The organism is Bacteroidia bacterium, from assembly GCA_039924845.1.
GTDB lineage: Bacteria > Bacteroidota > Bacteroidia > DATLTG01 > DATLTG01 > DATLTG01.
In genome coordinates this window covers 44681-67839 of record JBDTAC010000001.1, presented here as the reverse complement: position 1 = coordinate 67839, position 23159 = coordinate 44681, and the positions used below count along the sequence as shown (strand labels likewise).

Here is a 23159-nt window from a genome sequence, read left to right as displayed (position 1 = left end):
GATTTTAAAATCAGGCCAATAAAAAAGGCGTTTAAGAAATTTTTTTCTTGAACGCCTTTTTTATAAATTATTCAATGTTATTATATACTTGTCAATATAAATCTGTTTTTCTTTCGACTTATATTGCTGAATGTATCGCGGATGTTCCAGTGCTTTTATGCTGCCAAATAATTTAGCTTCTTTGTTTAGCTTTTGTATAAAATCTGCATTTTTCTTTCCTAGTACAAAAACTTCCGAAGTATCTAATCCTAAATGGATGTGTTTTTTTAAGGATAAAATCATAAAGTCTTTCACCATTTCAAAAAGAACAAGTTCATCATAATAATTAGCATTTAACCATTTGCCCTCTTTTGTTCGGCGGACAATGGCTAAAGGAAATGGCGAGTTGATATAAAACTGATTGTAAAAAAAATTCGCTCCTCCATATTCAGCAATCAAATCATATATAAAAACAGAAGACACCTCGTGTGTATAGGCTGATTGCATTTTGATGCCGCAGACACTTTCTAATCGTTTGGTATCTGTAAATGGCACACCCGTTACTCCAGCTCCGTGTCGGCTCGGATTAATTCCGATAATAAATCTACGTTGATTTGAATCGTTGTAATATTTATGATAAAATTGTTGCATTGCCTCCATCGTTTCAGGATTATCCAAATAAGGATTAATCACCCGAAAATTTTCCGGTAGCTTATCCGAATAATGTAACTGACGATTGAAATCAATCACTTTTTCTCCAAATGTTTTTGCCATAAATATTTTTTTAATTTTCTCTTCCACAAAATTTTTATTCTATTTATCGAAGAAATGAAAAAGCAATACGCATCATATTAATTAATCCAATGTCAATAAAATTTTTCCAATGTGATCGCTGCTTTCCATGAGACGATGCGCTTCTGCAGCATCTTCCAGCGGAAATGTTTTGTAAATAATAGGATGAATTTGTTTCGAATGAAATAAGGGCCAGATGTTTTTTTCTACGTCTTTCGCAATCTGAGTTTTTACTTCGGCAGATTGTGGCTTTAGGAAACTTCCAGTCAAAATGAGATTCTTACTCATAATGCTGCGCAGATTAATAGTAACGTTCGTATACTTCATTCCGTTGATATAAATCAGACGACCTTTATGATTAAGAATGTCGAGATTCTTTTGCGTATAATCTCCACCAACCATATCTAAAATAACATCTATTTTCTCTTCTTTAAAAATTTCTTCAAAAGCTTCTTTTTTGTAATTGATAGCCGTTCCGAGATTCATTTTAGTTAGGAAGTCAATCTTTTTATCACTTCCGGCGGTGGTGTATATTTTGCAACCCCACGCTTTCGCCATTTGCAAACCCATGGTGCCAATGCCACTCGTGCCGCCGTGTATTAATAATTTTTCATTGGATTGAAGTTTTCCCAAATGAAATACGTTGAACCAAACAGTAAAAACAGTTTCAGGAATGGCAGCAGCATCTGTTAAACTAATTCCATCTGGTATGGGAAGACAGTGAGAACTATCCACTGCAACATATTCGGCATAACCGCCGCTTGCGATTAATGCACAGACGTTATCACCTATTTTTTTATCTCTTACCTCATCACCGATTTCTATTATTTCTCCGGAAACTTCCAAGCCAGGAATTAAAGTTCCCGTAGATATTTTGCCGTAAGTGTCCATATTTTGACGTGTAATCACATCGCTGCGATTGACACCCGCAGCTTTCACTTTAATTAAAACTTGGTTCTTTTCCGGTTTTGGTTTCGGGGTTTCCTGTAATTGTAATACTTCCGGTCCACCGGATTTTGTAATATGAATTGCTTTCATTGCGTCTTTTTTTTAGATAGTATTAAAGGTACTCTATTTCGAAACAATGTAAAAAAAGGAAGGATTATTTTTATTTTGAATTGCCTCTAACATTGTATTAAATGGATGATTTATTTGTACCGATTAACTGCTTTTTGATGTGACGATTTTATTCCTTTAATCAATGATTTTGGCTGTATCACTTTTACGTCTTCTCCATACGAAAGCAATTCCATAATAAAATCGAATGTGATGTAAAGTTTTAATTTGATGCGCAATTCTTTTTTCGTGTCTTCTATAATTTGTTGTGTTTCGTGAAGCGGCAACGACTTGATGTATTTGCCTTGTAAAGGATTGAATGATAAAATAATTTCTTCCACATTTCCATCATCCGGACTAATAATTCCGAAACAATATTTATAATTTTCCTCTAAATTAAATTCTTTCGGATAAAGAAATTTGGTCTTTGTAATTTCCAAATTACTGAGCCTGTCTAATGCGAAACTTTTTATTTGTTCGTCTTTTAAATCCTTCGCCATTAAGTACCAACGATTTTTAAATTCTTTGAGCGCGTAAGGTTCTGTTTTTCTAATTTCTATTTCTTCGTCCCAGTATTTTTGATACGAAAATTTGATTTGAAAATTATTTTTTATCGCGTGTAATAAACCGTATAAATTTTCTGTGCCTTGCGGTTTGCGTTTTTCAAAGTGAATGTGTTTCGACAGGCGGTCTGAAACATTCAGAGCATTAAACATATCAAAGGCTTCCAACATTCGGTCGTTTACTTCCGTCTGATCTTCCTCATTGATAAAATATTTTTTTTGCGAAAAATCATATTTAATTTCAATATTGTATGTAGAAAGAATATCTTCTAAATCGCGCTGAAAGGTGCGCTTTGAGGTATTGAAAACATATTCTTGCAGTTCCGATTCTCTCGAAAGATAATCAGCAATTTCATCAAATGTTGCCGGATTTTTCCTGACTTTTTTGATGATTAAATGGTGGCGTAATGTAGCTTCTCTTTTTGACATGAAAACAAAAGTAGAAATTAACTGAGACAAGAAATGGCGTAGTTAAAAAAATAATTTTTCAAACATAAATTTTAACTGAACTTATTTACCTTCATTTAAAAATCGAATGTAATTATTCAGCAAACCTTCAATTTGTTTTTTTGCTACCGGATTAGCAGAATGTACTTTGAACTCTAATTTGCGTAAATCTATTTTGCTTTCGTAAACCAACCATTTAGCGCAAGCGTAACCATCTGGTAAAATTATTCCTTGCTCATTTGCACCTAAATCATTATCAAAGCTAATAAACTCGGGCAAACCTTTTTGTTGTATGATGGAAACAAATTGAGCGTAGCTTCTTACTATTTCGAAATCATTTTCTTGCAAATGCGGATACACATCTTTTACCAGACGTATATCATCTAAAAATATTTTTTTTGACATGAAGCAAAAGTAAAATGCTATTGCGACAAAGGATGGCGTGGGTGAAAAAAATTATTTTACTCAGGAATTTTTTCGGCAGCTTTTGAAAGTTTATCATTAACTTCTTTAAAAAAACTTTCTAAAATTTTTTTCTGGTTGTCCACAGATGTTTCATCTTTAGTAAATTCCTCAAAAGACTTCTTGTTTAAGTTAAATTTTAATATTTCACCATTTAATATGTTGTCCCTTTCGTTACTAATTATTGGTTCGTCAAACCATATACCTCCACTTATTTTAATATCCGTAGAACTCAAAGTTACCCAAATAGATATTATAGCAATTTGCTGCTCGTCATAAATTATTCCGAACCACGCTGGTGCTGTTATTGTTTTCCTTGTTGTAAATTGCCATCCACTATAATAACTACCGAAACGATCACAAAGCGTCTTTAGATTTTCATTACGAATAATTTTATTTGTCAAATTATTAAAAGAATACAGCGTTGATATATTTTCTAAGTTCATTTTTTCGATTTTTATAATTTTACAAACATTGGTTAAATATGTAAGATAAGACTCTATTAAAAGATTTGTCGCTTCAGGCATATTTTTTTTTTCGCATTCGAGAAATTCTTTAAATTCTCCCCAAGTTCGAATTTCAATTTCATCTTCTTTGTCTTTCCTGTAATTTGCAATCCACCCAAAAAATGCACCTTCAAAATCTCTTTTATATTTGTCAAAATGGTCATCCAAATCATCAATCTTATTTTCAATAATAAATTCTTTTTCTTTTATTTTGAAATAAAAATCTGGACGACTTTCTCTGCGAAGATATTCTCTTTCAATTTTAACTTTTCTAAATTCAGGCACATAGTTTTTATAAGCGTCTCCTCCAAAAAAAAATGAAAGGAATAAAAATTTGAAATCTTTAGATGTTTCGCACATTGCCCACGTAACATCAGATAAATGGTTCTCGTAATTTTGTCGCTCCGAAAGCTTTTTAAAGAATGTTAAAAAAATATTTTTTTCCTGTTCCATATTAAATTGAGGTAACGATATAGTTTAATGTAAAAAAATTATTCTTCTTCATCAATTACCAAATCGTCATCATCCCATGTACGGTCGCAATTTGGACATTCCCATTCAACCCCATTAAAAAAATATTGTTCTGGATCGCAATCTTCTTCACATTTTTTTTCTACTTCTCTCATGTTATTTCTATTTAGTTTTTAAAATTATTTTTTCAAAGGTAATTTATATTTCTACATCAAAACAAAGCGTTCCTTAACCAAGGTGTCCTGCTTTTTGCTTATTAATTCCACTCCTTTATAGGCAAGTTTTGCTAAAAGCTGAATCTTTAAATTTTTGTGAATAATAATGGACTGAAGTGTAAATTGTAATTGGTTAAGCGAAAAGTTATCGGTTTCAAATTTATAACTGGCAATGGTTCCAATTTCTTTTTCTATCGCTATTAAACTGCCCGCTTTAAAGGCAGAAATATCAATTACCGAAATGCTTGTTTCGTAAAGCGGAAAAAGAAGTTGCTCGTTAGAAATGTCTGCCAAAAAAAGTTTTCTTTTTTGTCTGTTGTTAATTCGTATTTCGATGCTGCTTTGGTAACAATCCATTAAACCGTAACTGTTTAATTGGTTTCCCAAATCGGACCAAGTATTAAGCTTAGGAATTTTCAGGGTTTCAAAAAAATATTTTTCAAAAATAACTTCTTCCAAATTAATGCCTATTTTGTTAGCTCCTGTTTTAAATTTTTCCCACGTTCGCTCATTAAATTTCCCTTTAATAACACGACAAGCAATGCCAAAGAAATTTATATGAATGGTGTCCAAAATTTAGTTTTAGTCAGGAGTTTTAGTTAGTTTATTGTTTTATTCGCTGTTACTTTTAATTACACTACTACTTCCATCTTTATTAATTTTTATTGCTTTCTGATTTGTAAATACAACGTCAGCCCAAATTCCATCTAATTTGAATATTTTATTTTTCGTATATAAACCGGAATGATCCATCACATCGTGCATTAAATAACAATAAGGCGCATTTAACAATGGCATAAAACTTTCTCTATGCCAATAATTTCCTTTCCCATTATCTAAAAATAGTCCATAATCTTTATTTACGATGATCTGTTCATAATTGTAAGATGTCCGAAAACAGTGAACCGGCTCAGTTTCCTTTTTTTAAATAATATGCTACTTTAGCTTCCACTTCATAATCTGTTGTAAAAGCATATTTATCTTTTAACTCTTTTTCTCCAGTTTCCAAACATACTATTACACGTTCTATGATTTCCTTTTCTAATAGCGTTAACACTTTATTTAGATTAGAAAGGAATTTAATTTTATCAGTCATAAAAAAATTATTTTAATCCGACACAATCCTCTTCAAGATGTAATTTAAAAAGTTTCGCACAAGCCATTGCATCGCTTAAAGCATCGTGATGATTCAAAGGAATTTTATACTTTTCACATAAGTCAGCCAAATTATTTCCGAAAATTCGGTACGTGCAATGTCCCTTAAACTTCGGTTCAGCCAAGTCATAATAAGCTAAGGTTTGTTTCAAGCAATGGAAATCAAAAGCAAAACCATTGTGAGCAACTACGTGTTGGTTTTCGATAAATGGTTTTACTTGTTCCCAAATTTTATCGAAGGTTGGCGCATTTGCCGTTTGTTCGGGCGTTATTCCGTGAATATCAATAAACCTATCCCAATAATAATTTGTTGGCGGTTGAACCAAAATAGAAATTTTGTTTTTAATAATTCCATTTTCCACACGCACCAAACCTATTTGACAAATGCTCCAACGCTTGCCTTGCGCGGTTTCAAAATCAATGGCTGTAAATGTATCGTTCATCATAAAGCTGGAGAGTGATGTCCTTTGTTTGCTCCGCTTGGATGACGAACACAAAAACCTCCTGTTAAACCCGCAATACTGGAAGCATTTGTTCCGCAATATTTACACGTGTAATGCGATTTTTCGCTTCCTTGATACAGCGAATGTTTCCCTTTGTTAGCCCCATTTGGATGACGGGAACAAAAACCGCCAGTTAAACCTGCAACGCTGGGAGCTTTACTTCCACAGTGTTCGCAATAAAAATTTTGTGCCATTATTTTGAATTTTATTTTTTGCCTACTCTATTCCGTTTTCGGCTTCTCGGTTATTTTTTTTGTTGCCCTTATTTCAGGAATCATTTTATCAATCAGTTCTCTAATTTTTGCATGATTTTTCTGCACATAAAATAGCTGCATTTCATCATTTTGAATCTCTATTAACATCTTGTTTTTCATTACAAACAAAACACTTAAATTATCTCGTTTCCCGATATTCAAATTAAGTACTTCTCTTGTTTTTTTTTTATGGATTTGATCTGCTAATTCTTTTTCTATCCATTGTTTCGCTTTTTTAAAATCAACACCTCGTAATTCAACCGCATCAGGCACTTCTCCAAAATAATCGTAAAATGATTTTGAGCAAAAAATATAAATTTTGTTATCTTCAAATACATTAACAAAGTTGATCTGAGTCTTATATACAATCTCCAATAATTCGTACAAATTTTTCATCACTATTTTTAATATTCAATTACAAAAATACTTGGCAACTCAGCCAAACTGTGTCGCAGACAAAAAAGATTAAAACCGTTTTATAATTTCCATCAATTTTGCTTTCACTGCTACACTTTCATTTTCAGAAAATGTATTTTTGAAAACAGGTTCACTTCCGAAAAGAGTTTTTGCTTCGTCAATACTAAAGTTGCTCAATATTTTATTCAACATGTCCACCTTCAGAATCAGCAGCATTTGCTCATCTGCATCTGTTTTTTTAATCTCTTGTTTCTTTACTTCTATCTTTTCTTTACGAATTTCCAATCGCTTTTTTTGAATGTCTATTTTCTTTTCGATTAGCTCCAAGCGTTTTTTTTCTTCCCATTTTTCAGATGTTATTTTCATTTTGTTTACTGTTTTTGTGAATACTGAAAGCAAAAGTAGAACGCAACTGCGTCAAAACGTGGCGTAGCTATTTCTCTTTATAAAAAAATAATTTTTCAGTATGAGTTGGGATTTTTAAAAGTATAGCAGAAAATGAGTAACGTAAAATTATTTGAACACAACAAAATACGCACCGCTTGGAATGATACAGAAGAAAAATGGTATTTGTCGGTTACGGATGTAATTGGTGTTTTAACAGATAGTCCTAATCCAAGAAATTATTGGAAAATTCTAAAACGTAGGCTCTCAAAGGAAGGAATCAGTTGGTTACAAATTGTAACCAACTGAAAATGGAATCGGCAGACGGCAAATTTTACAGACTATACAGCAAAGATCTTAAGAAACAGGGATTTTAATAAGTGTACATTTAATGGATGTAATTTCGCCAAAAGTGATTTGCAAACTAATAAATTTGATGATTGCTCTTTTGACAATTGTAATTTTTCGATGACAACAATTTATGATGCTGGATTTAGAAATGCAACTTTTAAAAATTGTAAGATTTTAGGTGTTGATTTTACCCGATGCGACAAATTTATGTTTTCATTTAGCTTCGACAATTGCATTATGGATTATTGTACTTTTTATGGAACCAAATTAAAAAATACAAAGTTTTTGCAGTGTTCGTTGAAAGAAGTAGATTTCACTGAAACAGACTTAAGCTCTGCTCATTTTACTAAATCAGATTTGACGGGAGCAATATTTTCCAGAACCATACTTGAAAAAGCCGACTTTAGAAGTGCAAGCAACTTTTCGATAAACCCTGAATTTAATAAATTGAAAAAAGCAAAGTTTTCTGCATTTCAACTTGAAGGACTTCTTTATAAATATCAATTAGATATTAATGATGACAACTAAAAAAACTACGAACGCACAACACGCGGCAGGATACATTGGGGTTTAAGTGGTTATTCATACATTCTACCACGCATCAAGTTTGGTGTAATAGGAAAATAATATTACAAAGACTTTAAAGCCCGAGCTTAGGAAATCTTAATTTCCCTTACATTCTGCGCTTTTGCTTTCTCGTTTTTCGGAAGCTCCAACTTTAGAATTCCGCTCTCATACTTAGCATCAATCTTTTCTTCGTCAACCAAATCAATCAGATTGAAGCTGCGAGAAAACGAACCATAGTTGAATTCTTTGCGAACAAAGTTTTTCTTTTCTTCGTTCTTTTCCATTTTATGCTCACCAGAAACAGTAAGCACTCCGTCTTCAACTCTCAGATTGAAATCATTTTTCTCAAATCCCGGAGCAGAAACTTCAATACCGTATGCCTTTTCGCTTTCGGTGATATTTACTGTAGGAACGTAACCTGCATAGTCCCCAAATCCTAAATCATCGTTGAAGAAATTACTTAGTAAGTTCTCCATAGAAGGCATCATCAGGTCTTGCCTTTTTGTTAACCCGTTTGAGGGTTTTGTCCATTTAATTAGTGACATGGCTCTTAGGTTTTAATTGGTTAATACTTATTTTAAAAATTCATTTTTCACCTTTTCAAAATAAATACCAAGTAATAAAAACCGACAAAATGACAGAAATATAAAGTGGTAATTACTTTCCCAAAATGACATTTTTTATATTCTTTATGACAAAACTGCATTCTGTTAAATTTACAGTTGTGCATTGGACAGTTTGGAGTACGACATGAGTGGACATACTTAATGATACGGAATCTGCGCAAAGGAAAAAACAGCACCTATCTAACCTTCAAATCAATTTTGCATTCTCCATTGTCAATTATTTAATAGTAATTTCACCTTCGAAAAATAAATTTTAGGATGACGTTTGCGAGAAGAGTGCGTTTGTATTTTGTCGGGATTCTTCTCGGTACTTTGTCTGTGGTAATGATTTTCAGAAACCGTGGTTGTCGCATGATGACGCCCGGAACGGTGAAATTAGATCAATTAGCAATACAAACAAGATTGTACTCCGACAGCGCCACGTGTTTAATGAAATGCGAACACATTGATACGGCTGCCGTACAAGAAATTTTTTACAACGGAAAAATAAATTTTAAAGCGAGTAAGGAATTTGCCAAGCCGCATCCGAGTTATGCCATTGACGGAATCACCAAGAAAGGCGATTCGCTGCGCGTGTATTGCATTGACAATTTCGATTCGATTACGCGCGTTTTATATGTGCAAAATCTGAAAATGAAAAACGAAAATTGCGGTTGTAAGTAAATTATTTTGAGCCTTCTTTTTTTCGCCGCGCTTTTTCTTTAATAATCAAACCAAGCTCTCTGCCGGTTTGTCCTTTTACCGAAGTATTTTCTTGTGCCCGCCGAATCAAATACGGCAACACTTCTTTCACTGGTCCGTAAGGCACATATTTCGCCACATTGTATCCACCGTTGGCGAGATTAAAACTGATGTGATCGCTCATCCCAAAAAGTTGCGAAAAATAAATTCGTTTATCCGAAAGAGTAATTCCTTTTTCTTGCATCAATTGCGCTAAATACATGGAACTTTTTTCGTTGTGCGTTCCGGCACAAAAAGAAATTGATGCGATATTTTCCACACAAAATGAAAGTGCCGCATCGTAATCTTTGTCTGCATTTATTTTGTTTTCATGAATCGGCGAAATACTATTTTTCTGAGCCGCACGCAAACGCTCTTTTTCCATGTAAGCACCACGCACTAATTTAGCTCCCAAAAAATAATTTTTCGAGCGCGCATTTTCCAAAGACCGTTTTAAAAAATTCAAACGATCTGTTCTATAAAGCTGAAAGGTATTGTAAATAATTGCTTTTTCATGATTGTACAAAGCCATCATTTCGTCAGCTAAATCGTCAATTGCTTTTTGAATCCAACTTTCTTCTGCATCTATAAAAATAGAAACGGATGCTTCGAAAGCTGCTTTGCAAATACGTTTCACGCGATTTTTAATAATCTCAAAATCTTTTTTTTCAGATTCTGTTAAACCGTTTTCCGTCTCATATTTTTCCAGTAAATCAAAACGTGCAATGCCCGTAACTTTGAAAACACAAAAAGGAATTCCGGAATTATTTTTTGCCTTTTCAATTGTAGCAATAGTTTCCAGCGTTGTGGCTTCTAAATCTTTTTCACTTTTCTTGCCTTCTACCGAATAATCTAAAATAGTTCCGACCTTGTATTTTTGTAAAACTTCAATCGTGTGATCGCATTCCGCGATGGTTTCGCCGCCACAAAATTGCTTGAAAATAGTGGCTTTAATAATGCTTTTAATCGGCAAATGAAAGTTAATTGCGAAAGTGGTCAGCGATTTTCCAATCTTCACCAAACGCATATTGCTCACCATTTTGAAAAGCCAATACGAACGGTTTAAATCGGTAGCCGTTTTTCCGGAAAAGGCAATTTCAGTATTGTCAAAAGAAATCATAAAATAAAATTTTCTGTAAAGATATTCTAAATAAAAAAGCGTTCAAAAAATTATTTTTTCGAAGCACTAATCCAATTCGTTATTTCCGAAAATTCAGCAACAGAAAGCTCTTCGGCACGTTGTGTAAAATATTTATGTGTTTTATTTTCTTCCGAAAAGGTAAATTTACTCAATCCGTTTCGCAGCATTTTGCGACGCTGATTGAATCCTGTTTTCACCACGTCGAAAAATAATTTTTCATCGCAACCCAATTGAAAATTGGCTTTTCTTCTCAAACGAATCACCGCCGATTTGACCTTTGGCGGCGGATTAAAAACATTTTCATTGACGGTAAATAAATAATCTACATCAAAAAATGCTTGTACCAAAACGCTGAGAATTCCGTACGCTTTGGTACGTGTTTTCGCGGCAATTCGTTCTGCCACTTCTTTCTGAAACATCCCAACCGTTTCCACTACTTGGTTTCTATTTTCTAATACTTTGAATAAAATTTGAGAAGAAATATTGTATGGAAAATTGCCGATAACAGCGAAAGAATCGCTGAAAAGCATTTTCAAATCCAGTTGTAAAAAATCGCCTTCCAGAATTTTTTTTTCGAATGACGGGAATTTCTTTTTTAAAAAATCAATGGATTCGCGATCAATATCGATGATGGATGTTTCGAATTTTTTTTCTTGAAATAAAAATTGAGTGAGCACACCCATGCCCGGACCAATTTCTAACACATTCGTGTAACCCTCTCCCGACAAGCTATTCACGATTTTGTGTGCAATATTTTCGTCTTTCAGAAAATGTTGTCCGAGGTGTTTTTTTGCTTTAACGAAAGTCACATCTATGAAATTTAAAAATATGTTTTTGAAAAAATAATTTTCCTAAAGCACTTCTAATAATGTACGAAAAGCGACAAATTTATTAGCGAATTTTTCGCTTACGTCTTTTTGCAAACGCGCTGCATGCTGCTTTTTATAGTTCAAATAATCGTCCATTGTTTTACTCGTATATTGGAAAGAATACGTCGTTCCTGTTTCTTCCTCTACCAACACTCTGCAGAGTTTATTTTCTACAAAACAGCCTGTCTTCATCACATCTGGAATGTGCACTTCGCGCATCCATTTCAACCATTCGTCGTGCACTTCGTTTTCAATGTTGATGGTAACGTTGTATATTATCATGATTTTTTAATTTACTATTTTATCGCCACGTAATTTCCGAAAATGCTCGCGTGCATCCGTCGCGTAAAGGCTTCCCGGATAATCGGTTAATAATTGTTCGTATAACTTTTTTGCTTTTTCGGTATCATTTAACTTCTCTTCATTGAGTTCTGCTAAATTAAAAAGTGCTTTATCTGCTAAAACTCCTTGTGGAAAATTATCTAAAATGGTTTGTAAAAAGGTAGCAGCTTCTTCATATTTTCCTTCTTTATTTCGGATTTCAAATTTCTTGTAATAAATGTCGCCCGTCAAACTGTGATTGGGAAACAAGGTGGTAATGGAATCTAATTTTTGAATTGCAGCATCGTCTTTATTTTGATACGCCAATAAATCTGCTTGCGCAAACATCAACAAAGGCACGGTGTTCGTATCAATTGCGGTATTGTCACTTATCAACAGCGAAAGTGCCATCGCATCGTTTGCAATCAATTTAGAAGTAGCAGATTTCAACACATCCAATTGCGCTTTCGACCATTTAAAATCTCCTGTATAAAAGGAAATTTTTGCGTTTCTAAATTTGGCTTCGTCGCCAATCGGATCTTCTTCAAAGGCTTTCTCCACTTGCGAATAACGTAAAGATGCTTCCCAAATTTGTCCGTCAAAAAGCAATACATCGCCCAATTCCAATTTGCATTCTGCTTGTAATTTTCCGGAAATTTGCGGGACTTCAATCGCTTCATTCAGCACAACAATTGCTGTATCTGTATTGTGTAAATAAAATGCTTCGATGTGCGCCAAATCTTTCATCATCGGCACAGTGGACGTATTTTTACCTAAATCATCCAACGCTATTTTGTATTTATTTTCGAGCGACATTAAATCGGCGTTTGAAAAATTATTTTTTGAAACGACTTTTTTGTACAACAAATTTAATTGCGCGATGCGTGCGTGCATGTAATTAAATCCAGAATTTCCCAAATCAATTACGTATTGATACGATTGATTGGCAACATCGTAATTACCATTATCGGCACACACTTTAGCCAAAGACATCATTCGAGTTCCACTTTCTTTATTGCGTTTATCCAATGCTTTTACTTGAATAAAGGCACCTTCAAAATCCTTTTCTTGAATTTGCATCCACACCAATAATTCCGAAAAAATAGTTTTGCTCTGCTCGTGTTGAATGCGTTTTAAAAGGTCTGTTTTTAATATCTCATTTTTCTTCGCATCTGCATCTTGCCCGAAACTGGTTTGCAGCGCATTTTGCACACTTTGTATATAGCCATCGCTGATGTCGAGCGCATCCAAATATTCGTCAATCATCTCCGACGTATTGCCCATATTGTTGTAAACTTCTGCCAATTCAAAAAGAAAAGGATAATCACCGTTTAATAATTTCTTTCCTTTTTTATACGTCTCAATCGCTTCGTCCCATTGCTTTACAGCGATGAATGCTTGTCCTAAATCTAAAATTTGGTTTTGGTTCGGACTCAATTCTTTGATGGCTTTTTTATACGCATCTTTCTCTTTGTCCTTATCATTTGCAAAAGCATATATTTGTCCTAAATCCACATAATAGCGCAAGTTTTCGGGAGAATAATTAATTCTTTTTTTGACGATTTTTTCCGCTTTTTTAAAATCTTGCGTTTGTACAAAACAATCTACATACGCTTTGTAAATAAATGTTTCCGATTCATTTGTATAATTTTTTTCGAAATAAAAAATAGCTTTATCGTATTCTTTATTTTGATAATATTGTTGCGCTAAGGCAATATTGGTGGAGTCTTGCGCAATAGTTATTTTCGCGCTAAGCACAAAAAGCGAAATCAGAAAAATGACTGAAAAATTAATTTTCTGACGCATTAAAAATGGGTGTTTGAAAAATTATTTTTTTGAATCGCCCGACGAAGAATATTTTTTCACCAGCTCTTCTACCTTCGGATTTTGTATGTCAAACATCGGCAATTTTTCGTTGATAATGGCAATGCTCACGGAACTTGCTTCCAATAATTCCGCTGCTTCCGAACATTCGTTGGCACAATAAGATTGCACTTTATTTTCATCAATCAAATTGTTTTTCACATCGTGTTCCAAACTTTTCAATTGTTTTATTGATTTTGAAATTTGATTTTGTAACAGCGTATCTCTTCCCAAAAAAATCTCGAACGCTCTTCCTGTTTCGCGGTATCCAGAAAGGAAAATAGCCGTCGGACTGTCCATTGTGTCTTTGTAATTTTTCTGAATCAAGGAAAGGTTTTTTAGCAACGTATTGAAATTTTTACGAATAACAACGGTATCTACTTTTTTCAAATTCAATGCTGCTTGATCCAATTGCGTCGCTAAACTATCCATGTATTTTACCTGGCTCTGATGTCTACTTTGCGTAGAACACGAAGACAAAAAAGTAGAAATTGTAATTGCGGAAATTAAAAAAAGGCTTGTGAAAAATAATTTTTTGCGTGTCATAAAATATATTTTTTATTAATTAATAATTTCAAAACCGGTGTACGGAATTAATGCTTTCGGAATTTTTATTCCTTCGGGTGTTTGATTATTTTCCAACAACGACGCCACAATTCGAGGCAATGCCAAAGCGCTTCCGTTTAATGTGTGTGCCAATTGCGGTTTTTCATCGCCGTGTTTAATGCGTAATTTTAATCGGTTGCTTTGGAAGGTTTCAAAATTAGAAACAGAACTTACTTCCAACCATTTTTTTTGTGCAGCCGAAAAAGTTTCAAAATCGTACGTAAGTGCCGAAGCAAAACTCATATCGCCGCCACACAATTTTAAAATCCGATAAGGCAATTCTAATTTTTGCAATAATCCAGCTACGTAATTTCGCATTGCTTCCAATGTTTCGTAGGATTTATCCGGATGCACTACTTGTACAATTTCTACTTTATCAAATTGGTGCAAACGATTTAAACCGCGTACATCTTTTCCGTAACTCCCTGCTTCTCTACGGAAACAAGGTGTATAGCCGCAATTTTTAATTGGCAATTGTTCTGTTTTTAAAATCACATCGCGGTAAATATTGGTAATCGGCACTTCCGCCGTAGGAATCAAATACAATTTATCCAAGCCCACAAAATACATTTGTCCTTCTTTATCCGGCAACTGACCAGTTCCAAAGCCCGAAGCTTCGTTTACCAAAATCGGAGGCTGAATTTCTGTGTAACCTGCTGCCGTTGCATTGTCTAAAAAAAACTGAATCAAAGCGCGTTGCAATTTCGCTCCTTTGCCTTTGTACACAGGAAATCCGGCGCCTGTTAATTTTACGCCGAGTTCAAAATCAATTAAATCATATTGCGAAGTAAGCTCCCAATGCGGTTTTGCGTCCGTTGGAAGTTCAGGAATTTCACCTTCTTGAAAAACATTTTCATTATCGGCAGGCGTCTTTCCTTTCGGAACTTTTACGCTCGGCGTATTCGGAATTTGCAATAATAACGTGGTCTGTTGAGCTTCAATGGCTGTTAATTTTTCTTCAAAAGCCTTTGCATTTTCTTTTAGCGAAACACTTTTATTTTTTAATTCGTTGGCTTCCGCTTGCTTTCCACTTTTGAATAAATCTCCTACTTGTTTCGCCAATTGGTTAGCTTGATTAAGCACCTCTTCTAATTCCTTTTGCAGTTTTCTGCGAGCGTTGTCAAGTTCAATAATTTGTTCGATAATTTCTTTTCCATCGTAATTTTTGACAGAAAGTCGCTGAATAATTTCTTCTTTATTTTCGCGGATGGTTTGTATTTGTAGCATAATTTATATTTTCAAAAATGCAGTATTTTGACGATTATCTTGAATGGTAATAATTTCGATTTTTTTGTTTTTTACGCGATAATAAATGGCTGTATGCTTTGTAATAATTCCTTTTCGGATACTTTTTCTACTTTCAGAAGCGGGAAACATGAGCGGATTATTTGAAATTTGATGAATGAGTTAAATTATTTTTTTAATGAAATTTTCTTTTACACGCTCCGACCATTTCTCCATTAAATATTTTACAATTGCATCCAAATTTTTTTCTGCGCGTTCAGAAATAATAACATCTAAAAACATTATTTATATTTGGAAATTACTTTATCAAATTTGCTTTTTCTACCTTTTTCTAAATCATCCAATCCAGCTTCTATATCTGCTTTTTGAGCTTCATTCAATGTTTTGAAAAAATCTTTTTCAGAAGTGTTTTTTTTCACCAAAAACTGATACAAGTAGAGTAATTTGGCTTCTTCCAGCACATCTATTTTTCTGAAAATTTCTAATTTTATTTGAGATGTATTCATTTCTGAAAAATTAATTTACAAATGCAAAATTAGCACAATCAAGAGAATATATAAAATAAAAAATCTCCTGAACTTTTTTATAAGTTCAGGAGATTTTAATAAAATTTAATTACGCCTCAGCAGGAAACGGAACTATCGAAACAAACGATTTATCATCGCGTTTTTTACGGAAATTCACCATTCCATCCACCAATGCAAACAAGGTATGATCTTTACCAATACCTACATTTTCGCCCGGATTGTGTTTCGTGCCTCTTTGTCTAACAATAATATTACCAGCTATCGCAGCTTGTCCGCTGTAAATTTTAACGCCTAAGCGTTTACTGTGCGATTCGCGTCCGTTTTTGGAACTACCGGCTCCTTTTTTATGTGCCATTTTTTAAGAATTTTTTAAAATGATTATTCTTTTGTTTTAGTCGTTTTTTTTGCTGCTGCTTTTACAGGCTTTTCTGCTACATCCTTTTTAGGAGCTGCTTTTTTTGCTGCCGGTTTTTCAACCACTTCAGCCGTTACCTCTTTTTTAGCTTTCACAGGTTTTGCATCTTCTACTTTCAAGGTTTCGCCTTTCGCTAAAATACCTTGTATAAGGATTTGCGAAAATTGTTGACGATGACCGTTCGATTTCTGATACCCTTTTCTTCTTTTTTTCTTAAAAACGATTACTTTATCGCCTTTAACGTGTGAAAGTACCTTAGCGGCAATCCTCACTCCTTCTACAGAAGGCGTGCCCACGGTTATTTTACCGTTGTTATCTAACAATAATACATTGTTAAACTCAACGTTGGCACCTTCATTAGCTTCGAGGCGGTGTACATAGACTTTCTCGTCTTTTTTCACCTTAAATTGTTGCCCGGCTATATCTACAATTGCGTACATTTTGTTGTGTTTTTTAATGAAACAAATTCCCGATAAAACATTTATTGGGGGGACGAAGGTATAAAAAGATTTTTAATTGGCAAAAGAAAACAGGAATTGCTTCCTAAATAGCTCTTAATGCGTTTTAAGACGGCTTCAAAAATTATTTTTCAAACCGCTTTTTTCGAGCGCCTACTGATTAGGCAAATCTTAAAAAAGATATAACTTTGTGGGTTAATCAATAAGTAGGCTTAGCAAGGATTTCAAAATTAAATAAAATAAAAATTACACGGAAGAAATAGATGCAGAAAAAGTATCTCTATTATATATTTGTTTTTATTGTTTTGTGCTGCACGTTTCCCGCGATTGTTCATGGACAAAGTGCGTATAAATCGGAAGCAGATCTGAAAAAGCAAGCCGCTAAATTTTTCGATAAAGAAGATTTTACCTCTGCCTACCCTTTGTACTCGCAATTGCTAAGCCTTGACCCTAAAAGTGGAGAGTATAATTTTAAATTTAGCGTGTGTATTTTACTTTCTACCGGCGATAAGGAAAAACCAATTGGATACCTTGAATATGCTTCCAAACAACCCAATGTAGATAAAAATGTTTTTTATTATTTGGCAAAAGCATATCATTTAAATTATCGTTTTGACGATGCTATTGCGATGTATCAGAAATACAAAACGCTGGGTGAAAAATCTCAAGTAGAGAAATTTCAAATTGATCGTCAAATTGAAATGTGTCGTAACGGAAAAAAATTATTGCGAAACATCAGTGGCTTGGATGTGATTGAGAAAAAGGAATTGACGGTGGAAGATTATTTTCTTTCCTATAATTTGCCAGATATTGGTGGAAAATTATTGGTAGAACCAGATGATTTTAAAACTCCGTACGATAAAAAACAAAAAGTAAACTCTATTATTTTTCTTTCAAAAAACAACAATCAAATTTATTATTCGAGCTACGGAAAAAACGGAGAAAATGGGAAAGATATTTATGTGATTCGTAAATTACCTTCGGGAGAATGGAGTAAACCACAAAACGTAGGATACCCTATCAATACAGAATATGACGAGGATTATCCTTTTCTTCATCCCAACGGAAAAGTACTTTATTTTTGTTCGAAAGGGCACAACAGCATGGGTGGTTATGATGTGTTTAAATCCACTTGGAACGATAGTACAAAAAGTTGGCAACAACCCGTAAATCTTGATTTTCCTGTAAATACGCCTGATGACGATATTTTATACATCACCGATACAGATGAGCAGATGGCGTATTTCTCGTCCAATCGCTCCAGTCCAGATGGAAAAATTATGATTTATAAAATCAATGTAGCTCGTAAACCTGTTGATATTTCTATCATTAAAGGAGAAATTGTAAAAACAGAAAACAATCAACATTTAGATGCTAAAATTACGGTGCAAAACATGGAAACCAATGAAATAGAAGGGATTTTTAAAGGAAATGATAGCACTGGAAATTATTTTATGAATCTTCCCAATGGCGGAAAATTTTTATTTACAGTAGAAACGGATGGTTTTAAAACACAATCAGGCATGGTTACGATTCCTGTTCAGTACGAGTTGAAACCGCTGAAACAAGAAATTAGTTACGAAGCAGGAACTGGAAAATTAATCATCAAAAATTTATTTGATCAACCAATAGACGACAACAATTATTTACTGGCGATGAATTACATCAAGCAACGCGCGAAACTGGATGTGAACGCAGACAGTACGTCGTCTTCAAAAAATAATTTTTCGAACGGTGGAAATGAGAAGGATAAAAATACTTCTCAAAATAATAGTAATAATAATTCGCTTGCCGCGAATAAAAATACCAATTTGGGCATTTACAAAGATTCGCTGGAATCTTCCAATACTTCGAGCCCTGATAGTTCTTCAACGGTATCTAATACTGATGGTGGCGGTGATTCTTCGAAAGTTATCAATTCCAATTTATCTAATTCTGACATCGTAAAAATTGCGTACAACGATGCAAAAGAATCCGATAAGGAAGCGAAAGACATGCAAAAGCAGGCGGACATGGCGCTTTCCATCGCAAACGAAAAAAACGAAGAAACGAAAGATAAAAATTCAGAAGCAGATGAATTGCAAACAAAAGCCGATCAAACTCAGGATCCATCGCAGAAACAAGCTGCTTTAGAAGATTACAACGATGCAAAAAAGGATGCTTCTAAATCGGCAAAAGAAACAGTGGCTGCTTTTAACATTGCTACAAAATTACAAAGCGATGCCACAGCAAAGCGCCAAGAAGCGGACTTTTCTCAAAATTATGCGAAGCAATTAGACAAAGTTGTTCATTCCAATTCTAAAAATGCGGACGATGCCTTGAAACAATTGGCGGTGCAAAAAGATAGTTTGGAAAAAATGAATCAGCAGCCTGTTGGTACTGATAATGTGTATAATAATTTGAAATCGGATGCGGATAATAAGCAAACAGAAGCGAACGATGCGAACCAAACTTTGAAGAATAATCAGCAGCAATTAACAGATTTGGACAACAATATCAATCAAATGCAAGCGCAAGCAGATACGAGCAGCAATCAAACATTGAAGCAAGATTTGCAAAGTCAGGTGAATGAATTAAAAACGGAACGTACCCAAAAACAAAACGACCTTGCTTCGGAAAGCAAGAAGGCATCAGAGTTACAGGATGAGTCGAATGATCTGAAAGATCAGTTGAGTATGTCGAGTGGAATGATTACGAAGATAAAACAAGGTGCGCAAAACCCTTCCAACTCGGATGTTTCATCCATTGATAAACAAAAATTACAAGCAGAAGTTTCGTCGTACAAACAAGCAAATACTGCAGAAAACAGTGCTGACACGACCAATAAAACAACCAATCAACAAACAGTTATAGCAAATAATAACAGTAATTCTACTACAGATTCGAGTGTTCAAAAAAATAATTTTTCGGCGGGTGATTCTACGGAAAATAAAACAGCTGACAGCAGCAATTATTCCACTAAATATTCAGACGCTTTAGCGGAAGCAGAAAAAATTCCGGATGCGTATAATCGCGAAGAAGCTAAATCTGCGGTGTATTCCGATTGGGCAGCTGCCATTAAAAATGATATTTCCGAAAAGAAAACCGACTTAAAAACAATCAAAACTAAAAAAGAAAAAAAATCAGCAGAACAAACAATTGCGAGTTTGCAAAAGGATTTCTATACGAAGCAAAGTCTTGCGCAACAAAGCAATCAGCAAGCAGAAACAATTAAGCAAAATTTGGCGAGTACAGAAAATACGAATTCAGGAAATCCCAATTCTACAAGCGATTCGAGTAAAACGATTTCAAAAAATAATTTTTCAGACAGCACAAATACAGCAAGTGCAAATACGTCTAAAAATAATACAGTCACTCCTGATAATACGAATTCTACAAGTGATTCAACTAAAACTGTTTCAAAAAATAATAATTTAGACAGCGCAAATACAGCGAGAGTAAATACTTCTAAAAATAATACAGGCACTCCTGATAATACGAATTCTACAAGTGATTCGAGTAAAACGATTTCGAAAAATAATTTTTCAGACGGCACGAATACAGCGAGTGTAAATACTTCTAAAAATAATACAGTAACTCCTGCGAATACTAATTCTACAAGTGATTCAAGTAAAACCGTTTCAAAAAATAATTTTTCAGATAATGGAAATACAACTTCTTCCAATGCTAAAAATAATTCTTTAGACGCTACAAAAACAATTCCATTGTATTCGTCTACTGATGCCGTAAACAATGAAAATCAGGCAAAACAATCGGAACAAGAAGCTGCAAAAGAAAATGATAAATACACGGAATTGATGCAAAATGCTTCGTCGGAAAAAGATACGGCTCAAAAAACACAATTGATTGAAAATGCGAATGCCGCGCAAGCACAGGCTCAACAAGCGCAATTGCAGTCGGATAACGCGTATGCAAAAGCAGATGAAATTCAGTATGTTAAAAACAATCAAGAAATAGAAAAATTTTCGGAAGCCACTGCCAGCAAAGACGATGACGATTTATTGATTGCTGGAGCGATGAAAGATGACGCAACACTTCATTACAACAATGCCCAAAAAGATAGAAATTCGGCAGCGCAAGAATCTGATTATACAGGAAAAGAATATTTACTGAAACATGCGCGGAATGAGGAAAATATGGCTTTGTCGAAACAACAAAAAGCGATTGCGATTTACTCGAAATACGCGCCAGATGTAGCGACTCAGTTCAATCAAAATCAAAATTCGAATTCAACTGCTGTGGCTATAAATGCTGCGCCTAATAACACTGGAAATAATCCAACAAACAATACTGTAAAAACGAATAATGGGCAATCAATTTCTTCAGCTGATAATCTGAAAAATCAATCGCAAAATATTAATTCTACTGCTTCTTCCGACAATCAAAAAATTAAAAATACGGCGGAATATCAAAAATATATAGCGATGATTAATCAGTCGGATTCGCTGAAAAATGTTTCGAAAACAAATTTTGCTGCGGCAGATAATTACAAAACAATTTCGGCTGCAGAAGCAGATTCTGCGACACAAAATAAAACCGTCGCCGATACCATTAAGGATTCTGAACAAAAACAAAACCTGCTTGAAAAGGCTCAATACGAAGCAATCCAGGCAAACTTGAATAAAAGTAAATCTGATTCATTAACTACTTTGGCGAATCAAAATCAATCCAATTTCATCAACAAAAAAGCAGACGCAGCAACGTATTTGAATTCATTGGATAAGCAGACAGCATCCAACATTGGGACTGTTTCAACTCCTCCAATAAATACGGATAATTCAACCAATTCGGTTACTAATTTGAATCCTAAAAACAACACGAATACTTCTGATAACAACAATACAACGAATACGATTGCATCGAATAACAATATAAATTCTACACAAGAAAATCCTGCAAATACAAATGTAAAATCGAATACTACAACAACAGACAATTCGGCGGTTCCGAAAAATAATTTTTCAACCACTGCTTCTTCAGATTCGGTGAATAAAGGCAATTCAAATACTGCTGTGAATGAAACTTCTATTTCATTGACGGATGTTTTTGAAGCTTCGCAAACACCAGTTTATACTACAAGTAATCCGATTCCAATAAATCCGAAAATGCCGAATGGAGTTTATTTTAAAGTGCAAATAGGTGCATTCAGGAATCAAATTCCGCAAGATTTATTTAAAGGAATGAAACCTGTTATTGGGGAAACAACACCTCAAGGGTTTATCCGATATTCTGCCGGAATGTTCACGGGCATTGACAAAGCAGACGATGCGAAAAATAAAATAATCGGAATGGGTTATAAAGACGCATTTGTGGTAGCTTTTGTAAACGGAAAACGTGTACCGATGAACGAAGCGATGGCTGCTTTGCATTCCTCTTCAAATGAAAAAAACACTTCGGACAATACACAACAACAAGCATCTTCAGCAGATAGCAATACAAATCAGGACAATCAAAATAAAAATATTTCTACAACAAATAGTTCTGAAAATACAGTGAATGCTGCTGTTTCAACAGATGTGGTACAAGTAAAAGGATTGTTTTATACGGTTCAAGTGGGCGTTTATAAGCGTCCTGAACCTGCTTCCAAATTATTTAATATTCAGCCTTTGTACAGCGCAAAAACAACGAATGGTTTTATTCGCTACAACAGCGGTAAGTTTAACGATTTCGGCAAAGCAAATACGGCTAAAAATACGATCGTCCAAATTGGAATTAAAGACGCATTTGTAACGGCGTATTACAATGGTACTCGCATTGATCCAGATAAAGCAAAAACCTTGATTAGTTCCAGACAAGCCCAATATACCAGCGATGCGAACACGAATGTGATGCCATCGCAAAATAATCAGACAAGTATTAAGTCGCAAAATAATAATTCAGTAAATAGTAATCCGCCAACAAATACGAATACAACAAATCCGCCAAATACTTCAAATACAAATGTTCCAGATAAAAATACGTTTGGAAATAAAATTGTTTTTAAAGTTCAAATTGGTGCGTACAAAAAACAAATTCCATTAGACATAGCAAATAAATTTTTAGCGCTTGGCGGAAATGGTGTGAATAGTTTTGTGGATGAAAACGGAATAACGATTTATACGACAGGAAGTTTTTCTACTTTTGATGATGCTGTTACTTTGAAAGATAAAATCGTGAAAGCTGGTATTACAGACGCTTTTGTGGTGGCTTTCAACAATGGAAAAAAAATAACATTGGACGAAGCTCAAAAGCTATTGCAATAAAAAC

27 protein-coding genes and 1 pseudogene are annotated in these 23159 nt (G+C 34.2%); 4 read left to right on the top strand and 24 right to left on the bottom strand.

Features of this window, described 5'->3' with window-relative positions:
* Positions 1-60: 60 nt before the first annotated feature.
* From ABIZ51_00305 to ABIZ51_00245, 13 genes are all read right to left on the bottom strand, one after another.
* On the bottom strand, positions 61-753 hold the full coding sequence (locus ABIZ51_00305) for an SMUG2 DNA glycosylase family protein (protein MEO7087214.1): 693 nt from the start codon (positions 751-753) through the stop codon (positions 61-63).
* Between the two features lie 81 nt (positions 754-834).
* Positions 835-1809, bottom strand: a complete 975-nt coding sequence (locus tag ABIZ51_00300) for an NAD(P)H-quinone oxidoreductase (protein MEO7087213.1) — start codon at positions 1807-1809, stop codon at positions 835-837.
* A gap of 110 nt (positions 1810-1919) precedes the next feature.
* Positions 1920-2819 (bottom strand): WYL domain-containing protein, encoded by a 900-nt coding sequence (locus tag ABIZ51_00295; protein MEO7087212.1) that lies wholly within the window; start codon positions 2817-2819, stop codon positions 1920-1922.
* Positions 2820-2900: 81 nt separating this feature from the next.
* Positions 2901-3242 (bottom strand): cyclic-phosphate processing receiver domain-containing protein, encoded by a 342-nt coding sequence (locus ABIZ51_00290; GenBank protein MEO7087211.1) that lies wholly within the window; start codon positions 3240-3242, stop codon positions 2901-2903.
* A 56-nt stretch (positions 3243-3298) separates the two neighbouring features.
* Entirely contained in the window at positions 3299-4258 is a 960-nt protein-coding gene (locus tag ABIZ51_00285) for a hypothetical protein (GenBank protein ID MEO7087210.1), read from the bottom strand.
* A gap of 38 nt (positions 4259-4296) precedes the next feature.
* On the bottom strand, positions 4297-4431 hold the full coding sequence (locus ABIZ51_00280) for a hypothetical protein (protein ID MEO7087209.1): 135 nt from the start codon (positions 4429-4431) through the stop codon (positions 4297-4299).
* Positions 4432-4482: 51 nt separating this feature from the next.
* Positions 4483-5064, bottom strand: a complete 582-nt coding sequence (locus ABIZ51_00275) for a hypothetical protein (GenBank protein ID MEO7087208.1) — start codon at positions 5062-5064, stop codon at positions 4483-4485.
* 39 nt (positions 5065-5103) lie between these two features.
* Entirely contained in the window at positions 5104-5289 is a 186-nt protein-coding gene (locus ABIZ51_00270) for a hypothetical protein (GenBank protein MEO7087207.1), read from the bottom strand.
* Positions 5290-5401: 112 nt separating this feature from the next.
* Positions 5402-5587 (bottom strand): hypothetical protein, encoded by a 186-nt coding sequence (locus tag ABIZ51_00265; protein MEO7087206.1) that lies wholly within the window; start codon positions 5585-5587, stop codon positions 5402-5404.
* A gap of 7 nt (positions 5588-5594) precedes the next feature.
* Positions 5595-6092 carry a 3'-5' exonuclease gene (locus tag ABIZ51_00260; GenBank protein MEO7087205.1) on the bottom strand — a complete coding sequence of 166 codons (498 nt, stop codon included), beginning with the start codon at positions 6090-6092 and terminating at the stop codon, positions 5595-5597.
* A complete protein-coding gene (locus ABIZ51_00255) occupies positions 6089-6343 on the bottom strand; it encodes a hypothetical protein (protein MEO7087204.1) in 255 nt (84 codons plus the stop codon). The genes ABIZ51_00260 and ABIZ51_00255 overlap by 4 nt, the downstream gene beginning before the upstream one ends.
* 27 nt (positions 6344-6370) lie before the next feature.
* Positions 6371-6790, bottom strand: a complete 420-nt coding sequence (locus ABIZ51_00250; GenBank protein ID MEO7087203.1) for a hypothetical protein — start codon at positions 6788-6790, stop codon at positions 6371-6373.
* Positions 6791-6868: 78 nt separating this feature from the next.
* Positions 6869-7186, bottom strand: a complete 318-nt coding sequence (locus tag ABIZ51_00245; protein MEO7087202.1) for a hypothetical protein — start codon at positions 7184-7186, stop codon at positions 6869-6871.
* A 132-nt stretch (positions 7187-7318) separates the two neighbouring features.
* Between ABIZ51_00245 and ABIZ51_00240 the strand changes: the two are divergent.
* A pseudogene (locus tag ABIZ51_00240) lies at positions 7319-7542 on the top strand (hypothetical protein).
* 79 nt (positions 7543-7621) lie between these two features.
* A complete protein-coding gene (locus ABIZ51_00235) occupies positions 7622-8083 on the top strand; it encodes a pentapeptide repeat-containing protein (protein MEO7087201.1) in 462 nt (153 codons plus the stop codon).
* A gap of 125 nt (positions 8084-8208) precedes the next feature.
* On the opposite strand, the gene ABIZ51_00230 is transcribed toward ABIZ51_00235, so the two are convergent.
* Positions 8209-8667, bottom strand: a complete 459-nt coding sequence (locus ABIZ51_00230) for an Hsp20/alpha crystallin family protein (GenBank protein ID MEO7087200.1) — start codon at positions 8665-8667, stop codon at positions 8209-8211.
* Between the two features lie 339 nt (positions 8668-9006).
* On the opposite strand from ABIZ51_00230, the gene ABIZ51_00225 reads away from it, so the two are divergent.
* Complete coding sequence (locus ABIZ51_00225) at positions 9007-9411, top strand: DUF4258 domain-containing protein (GenBank protein ID MEO7087199.1); 405 nt, start codon at positions 9007-9009, stop codon at positions 9409-9411.
* A gap of 1 nt (position 9412) precedes the next feature.
* On the opposite strand, the gene ABIZ51_00220 is transcribed toward ABIZ51_00225, so the two are convergent.
* The 10 genes from ABIZ51_00220 to rplU all read right to left on the bottom strand — a co-directional run bounded on the left by ABIZ51_00220 (position 9413) and on the right by rplU (position 16895).
* Positions 9413-10588, bottom strand: a complete 1176-nt coding sequence (locus tag ABIZ51_00220; GenBank protein MEO7087198.1) for a proline dehydrogenase family protein — start codon at positions 10586-10588, stop codon at positions 9413-9415.
* Positions 10589-10638: 50 nt separating this feature from the next.
* A complete protein-coding gene (gene rsmA / locus ABIZ51_00215) occupies positions 10639-11418 on the bottom strand; it encodes a 16S rRNA (adenine(1518)-N(6)/adenine(1519)-N(6))-dimethyltransferase RsmA (protein ID MEO7087197.1) in 780 nt (259 codons plus the stop codon).
* A 42-nt stretch (positions 11419-11460) separates the two neighbouring features.
* On the bottom strand, positions 11461-11760 hold the full coding sequence (locus tag ABIZ51_00210) for a DUF4286 family protein (protein ID MEO7087196.1): 300 nt from the start codon (positions 11758-11760) through the stop codon (positions 11461-11463).
* Between the two features lie 6 nt (positions 11761-11766).
* The gene (locus tag ABIZ51_00205; protein MEO7087195.1) at positions 11767-13605 is read right to left on the bottom strand and encodes a tetratricopeptide repeat protein; all 1839 of its coding nucleotides are present in this window, start codon (positions 13603-13605) and stop codon (positions 11767-11769) included.
* A gap of 21 nt (positions 13606-13626) precedes the next feature.
* Positions 13627-14208: a hypothetical protein gene (locus tag ABIZ51_00200; GenBank protein MEO7087194.1), complete on the bottom strand. Its 582-nt coding sequence runs from the start codon at positions 14206-14208 to the stop codon at positions 13627-13629.
* A gap of 15 nt (positions 14209-14223) precedes the next feature.
* Entirely contained in the window at positions 14224-15495 is a 1272-nt protein-coding gene (gene serS / locus ABIZ51_00195; protein MEO7087193.1) for a serine--tRNA ligase, read from the bottom strand.
* Positions 15496-15498: 3 nt separating this feature from the next.
* On the bottom strand, positions 15499-15645 hold the full coding sequence (locus ABIZ51_00190) for a hypothetical protein (protein MEO7087192.1): 147 nt from the start codon (positions 15643-15645) through the stop codon (positions 15499-15501).
* Positions 15646-15794: 149 nt separating this feature from the next.
* A complete protein-coding gene (locus ABIZ51_00185) occupies positions 15795-16019 on the bottom strand; it encodes a hypothetical protein (GenBank protein ID MEO7087191.1) in 225 nt (74 codons plus the stop codon).
* Between the two features lie 109 nt (positions 16020-16128).
* Positions 16129-16395, bottom strand: coding sequence for a 50S ribosomal protein L27 (gene rpmA, locus ABIZ51_00180; protein MEO7087190.1), 267 nt, complete (start codon positions 16393-16395; stop codon positions 16129-16131).
* A gap of 23 nt (positions 16396-16418) precedes the next feature.
* Positions 16419-16895: a 50S ribosomal protein L21 gene (rplU, locus tag ABIZ51_00175; GenBank protein MEO7087189.1), complete on the bottom strand. Its 477-nt coding sequence runs from the start codon at positions 16893-16895 to the stop codon at positions 16419-16421.
* Between the two features lie 281 nt (positions 16896-17176).
* On the opposite strand from rplU, the gene ABIZ51_00170 reads away from it, so the two are divergent.
* Positions 17177-23155 (top strand): hypothetical protein, encoded by a 5979-nt coding sequence (locus ABIZ51_00170; protein ID MEO7087188.1) that lies wholly within the window; start codon positions 17177-17179, stop codon positions 23153-23155.
* Positions 23156-23159: the final 4 nt, after the last annotated feature.